General features: G+C 51.3%; 3 protein-coding genes and 1 pseudogene. 1 reads left to right on the top strand and 3 read right to left on the bottom strand.

What is annotated here, in order from left to right; translation table 11 throughout:
- Position 1: 1 nt before the first annotated feature.
- Together FJ147_27820 and FJ147_27815 are read right to left on the bottom strand one after the other, a co-directional pair.
- Positions 2-577, bottom strand: a complete 576-nt coding sequence (locus tag FJ147_27820) for a biotin/lipoyl-binding protein (GenBank protein MBM4259691.1) — start codon at positions 575-577, stop codon at positions 2-4.
- Entirely contained in the window at positions 574-1,518 is a 945-nt protein-coding gene (locus FJ147_27815; protein ID MBM4259690.1) for a hypothetical protein, read from the bottom strand. Before FJ147_27815 ends, FJ147_27820 begins: the two co-directional genes overlap by 4 nt.
- Positions 1,519-1,809: 291 nt before the next feature.
- On the opposite strand from FJ147_27815, the pseudogene FJ147_27810 reads away from it, so the two are divergent.
- Positions 1,810-1,938: pseudogene (locus FJ147_27810) on the top strand (protein TolA).
- Positions 1,939-2,311: 373 nt separating this feature from the next.
- On the opposite strand, the gene FJ147_27805 reads toward FJ147_27810, so the two are convergent.
- On the bottom strand, positions 2,312-3,706 hold the full coding sequence (locus tag FJ147_27805; protein MBM4259689.1) for a GNAT family N-acetyltransferase: 1,395 nt from the start codon (positions 3,704-3,706) through the stop codon (positions 2,312-2,314).
- Positions 3,707-3,806 lie beyond the last annotated feature (100 nt).

Genomic DNA, 3,806 nt, shown 5'->3' with positions numbered 1-3,806 from the left:
CCTACAGGTCTCCGACGATGAGTCTCAAGCGCTCAATATCAAACCCGGTAAGTTTCATGGCGATTGGAACTATACGCTTCTTCCTCGCTCTTAATCGGTAACTTAATTCTTGCCCATGCCTTAGTGATTGGCTCTGCTGCGCGGTGAGGCGCTGGTGTTGTTGACGCGCTTCGACAAGACTGTCACGTCGTGCGATGAGTCGTCGCGCAATCTCGCCTTGTGTAGCACCAAGCGCTGCACTTTGTAGTTCTGTAGAAAGGGCGAACAAATGGTCACCCTTGCGAACAGTGACTCCTTCCTGCACATAGAGTGCAGTGACAACACCCGCTTGAGGGGCAAATATACGCACAAGCCCGTGTTGCGGCACCAACCAGCCACTAATGCGTGCTTTGCGGGTATAATCAGCGAAAAACAACAGACCGAAAATAGCCGTGGTCGTTATGAGTGCAAAAACGGTAAACAGTCTGTGCGATAAGCGAGGGGCAAGGAGAATGGTCCCGAGCCACTGGGTTTGCTGCTCGACAAGTACTTCAGGGCGGAAGAGGGATTGCTTGTCCATAGCCGATCCTGTGGTCATTCCGGCAAGAGATACTCTTTCACCTCAAAATTCACCTCGATCATTTTTACGAGCTTACGGACTGGCAAGATCTTGCGAATCTTCGGATCAAAAAAGTCCTTCAACAATGGCGGGCGCGCTGTTTTAAAGTAGAAGTCTGGGTCTTCAACCACAATTGTTTTCGCCGTCAATTCCAACTCATCCAGACGAGTGACCGTCTGAACGATACAGGGCACATGTGTCACGCCTAATGCTCGTAATGCGCACGCCCGGTGATACCCATTGTGGAGTAGCAAGCGGTTGTCTGCACGGATAACGTTGAGGAAATTTGAACCGAACCCGACGACGACACCTGCTACGCCGGAAATCGGTCCAAACGAATAATAGTTTTGCAATTGGTCGGGCTGTAAAAGAGCTACCCGATGAAAGCGAAAATCGACCGAGTCTAAACGAAAGACATAGCGTCGCGAACCAACTTTCTGGGCATGGACCGGAGCCGACGGATGCTCCTGAGGCAAACAAACGTGGAATAACGTAGCTGGATCAGGTTTCGGCCCAATCTTCGCCTTCAGCGCATCAACAAAGTTACGCGTCACCGAGGTTTGATACACAATCAGTCGGTCAAGTTCGACCATAGCAAAGCTGGTAGGAAGCGTATCGAACGTGTGACGATAGTAAGGATTCGCTGCAATCGCTTCAGCGAGAGGCACGAGTGCTGGATCAAGGTCACGGCACTCCGCCTTGTCAGCAATCCCAAACTCGCGCTCTTCTAGCTCGTGATAGTAGTCGTTCGCTTCCCGCCATTCGTCAGTCAGCTTTTTTGGATCAAGGGTATTACCATCAATCACCGTATCTTTGACAAAGTCGAGGTAAGACCGGAGCGGCGGCTGGCCTAGGAGCCACACTTCTTCGACAACATTGGATTTTTCTCTGGTTTGTTTGTTGATGGCATAGAGTTTCACAATTTCAGCAAAGCAATGCAGCACCGAATGCAAATCTCCTGAGAACGTGATACAAATAATCGCTAGTAGAAATTCGCGAGATCTCTACCGCTCCCCAGAACATCGAGCATCTCAGCCGATCTCGCTTTTTTCACTGCAATCCCTGACATCCACGAGTGGCTGAAAAATTCATCTACTCGTACAGGAGTGAATCTTCAGCTTTCTCTGGGTGTCGGGCGCTGAAGCAAGTCTCGCCATCTACTGAAAGTGACGAGTCGTATCAGCCGTTCGCTAAACGGTGACTAGTGTTTGCCCGAGCCTGAACCACGACCAGAGCCCGAGCCTGAACCACGACCAGAGCCCGAGCCTGAACCACGACCAGAGCGCGAGCCTTTGCCGCGCGAGCCTGAGCCACCTTTTCCACCACCCTTGCCGCAGTGACCTTTGCGACCGCCGCCGTACACCTGCACTAATTCATTGCTTGTCAATTTACGCATAATTCCCTCCACATTATTTTGATCTCTCAGGGAAGCGGTAGGCGCATTTCTGGAATGACCACAGGTGCGCGTTTATTTTTATGCCGCGAAATGATTCGCGAACACAATCTATAAAAAGAGAGAAATAATAGTGCCTCAATCAGTGTAAGGAATTACCAGACGTATCGTATTGGAAGGAAATAGAGAAAACACCTGAGAAGGAAATACCTTTTGATAACATATAGTGATTAAAAAAAGAAAGCATAAAGAATCTATCGAATTTGCGCCTCAAACCTCGTGATCTGTCCCGATACTTCCAAAGTGGCGACCGAGAGGCCTCACTCTCGCGCAAACGGGAGTCTGGGCTGTTTGGCTGCAGGAGACTGAGGAAGGAACTCGAGGCTCCTCAGCAGTCGCATCGCTGCCTGGTGCTCTGGAATAGTTGCTAAGATTTGCTGACAAGCTGTGATTGCTCTCTGCTGGCGGCCTCGTCTGACAAAATCATCAGCCAAAGACAAGGCTTCAGTGATACAGCCAGGATCTAATTTGTCATTTAAGTTTGTCCCTGACTTCGTGCGGATTGCTGGATACTGCACCCGTACATCTGCAGCACCTAGTGAATACTTGTAGGGCTCATTGCCGCGCAGAAAATCGTACGTTCGCAGGCCGTGCTCAATAGTCCAGCGAATGTTCCAGGCGCGTAGGACCAACCCCACGGGTAAGTCACGAAAGTTCTCGTCTCGGCCGCTGACAAAAAACAACAAGCGGGAATACTCCCAGTCAACAAAGCTCGCCAGTACACCGATCGGCTTTTCCCTATGCCAAAGGACAAGCAGATGGGCCAGTTCATCCTCCAAGCCCCGCTGGATAATCTTCCCATACTTCGCCGCTAGGCGCTGAGTATCGGCCCCTTTCTGCTCACCCCACATGTTGCTCCATAGCATGGTGAGAATCTGCACATCTCGTGAGTGCGTTGTCACGTCTGTCGTTGTGATTCGGTATTCAGACGACGATTCGAGCTTGCGCAGAAAGCGGCTGATTTTCTGCCGTGTATTGCTACTGAGCTGCGCCAGATAGGCCGCGAACGTATCGGGAAGGTCGATATACGGGCATAGGAGATTATCGGTTTCGCCGTCGTTGATGACACTCGTCAAAGATTCGACAAGCAATCGCTCGTCCATAAACGGCTTCATGAACAGCTCAAAGCGTCGCGCAGAGGTCCGAAACCCCTTCAGGAAGATGTGGGACCAATGCATCTGCTTCAGATATGCAGCACAGGTACCGAGAACCAGTTCTTCATGATCAGGATGGCAGAGGATACCGCCGTAGTCTGCCCAGAACAGCCGTCCGGCAAAATGGAGTTCGTTACGGAGTTTCTGGCGGCTCTTGCTCCAGAGGGTCTTCAGCCGTAACGGTAGGAGTCCAAGAGCCGTCCCTTCCGCACTGCGAGCAACCAGCACCATCCATTCCTCTGGATAGCTTTCCAGCGGCCCGGTCAACCATTTCCAGGAAAGAAAGAACTGTGCCTCTGGGTCAGCGTGGTAGAGCGCATCCCACGCTGTTCTCAGGTACTGGAAATCCTCGAATGTGTCGATACGTTCGATGTAAATAAAAACCCATTGGACGGAAAGTGCTTCACCTCCTAGGATGGCAAATGGATAAAGTTTGTCAGTGCCTACGGAGGTGAAGCGATGGACGGGGAACATCTTCGCATAAGCAAGCGGGAGCGCCAAGCGTTGCTCGAGCAATATCGGAAAGGCGCCAATGAGCGCGTGCGCTTACGCGCCCACCTCCTCTTATTATTAGCGGACGGCTATTCGTGGGCGATGATTG

The organism is Deltaproteobacteria bacterium, from assembly GCA_016874775.1.
Classification (GTDB): domain Bacteria; phylum Desulfobacterota; class Binatia; order Bin18; family Bin18; genus VGTJ01.
The sequence above is the reverse complement of the archived record's forward strand: the minus strand, read 5'-3'. Positions and strand labels throughout refer to the sequence as shown.

Excerpts from the sequence above, each read along its gene's own strand:
- FJ147_27820 (MBM4259691.1), bottom strand. The coding sequence starts at position 577 with ATGACCACAGGATCGGCTATGGACAAGCAATCCCTCTTCCGCCCTGAA.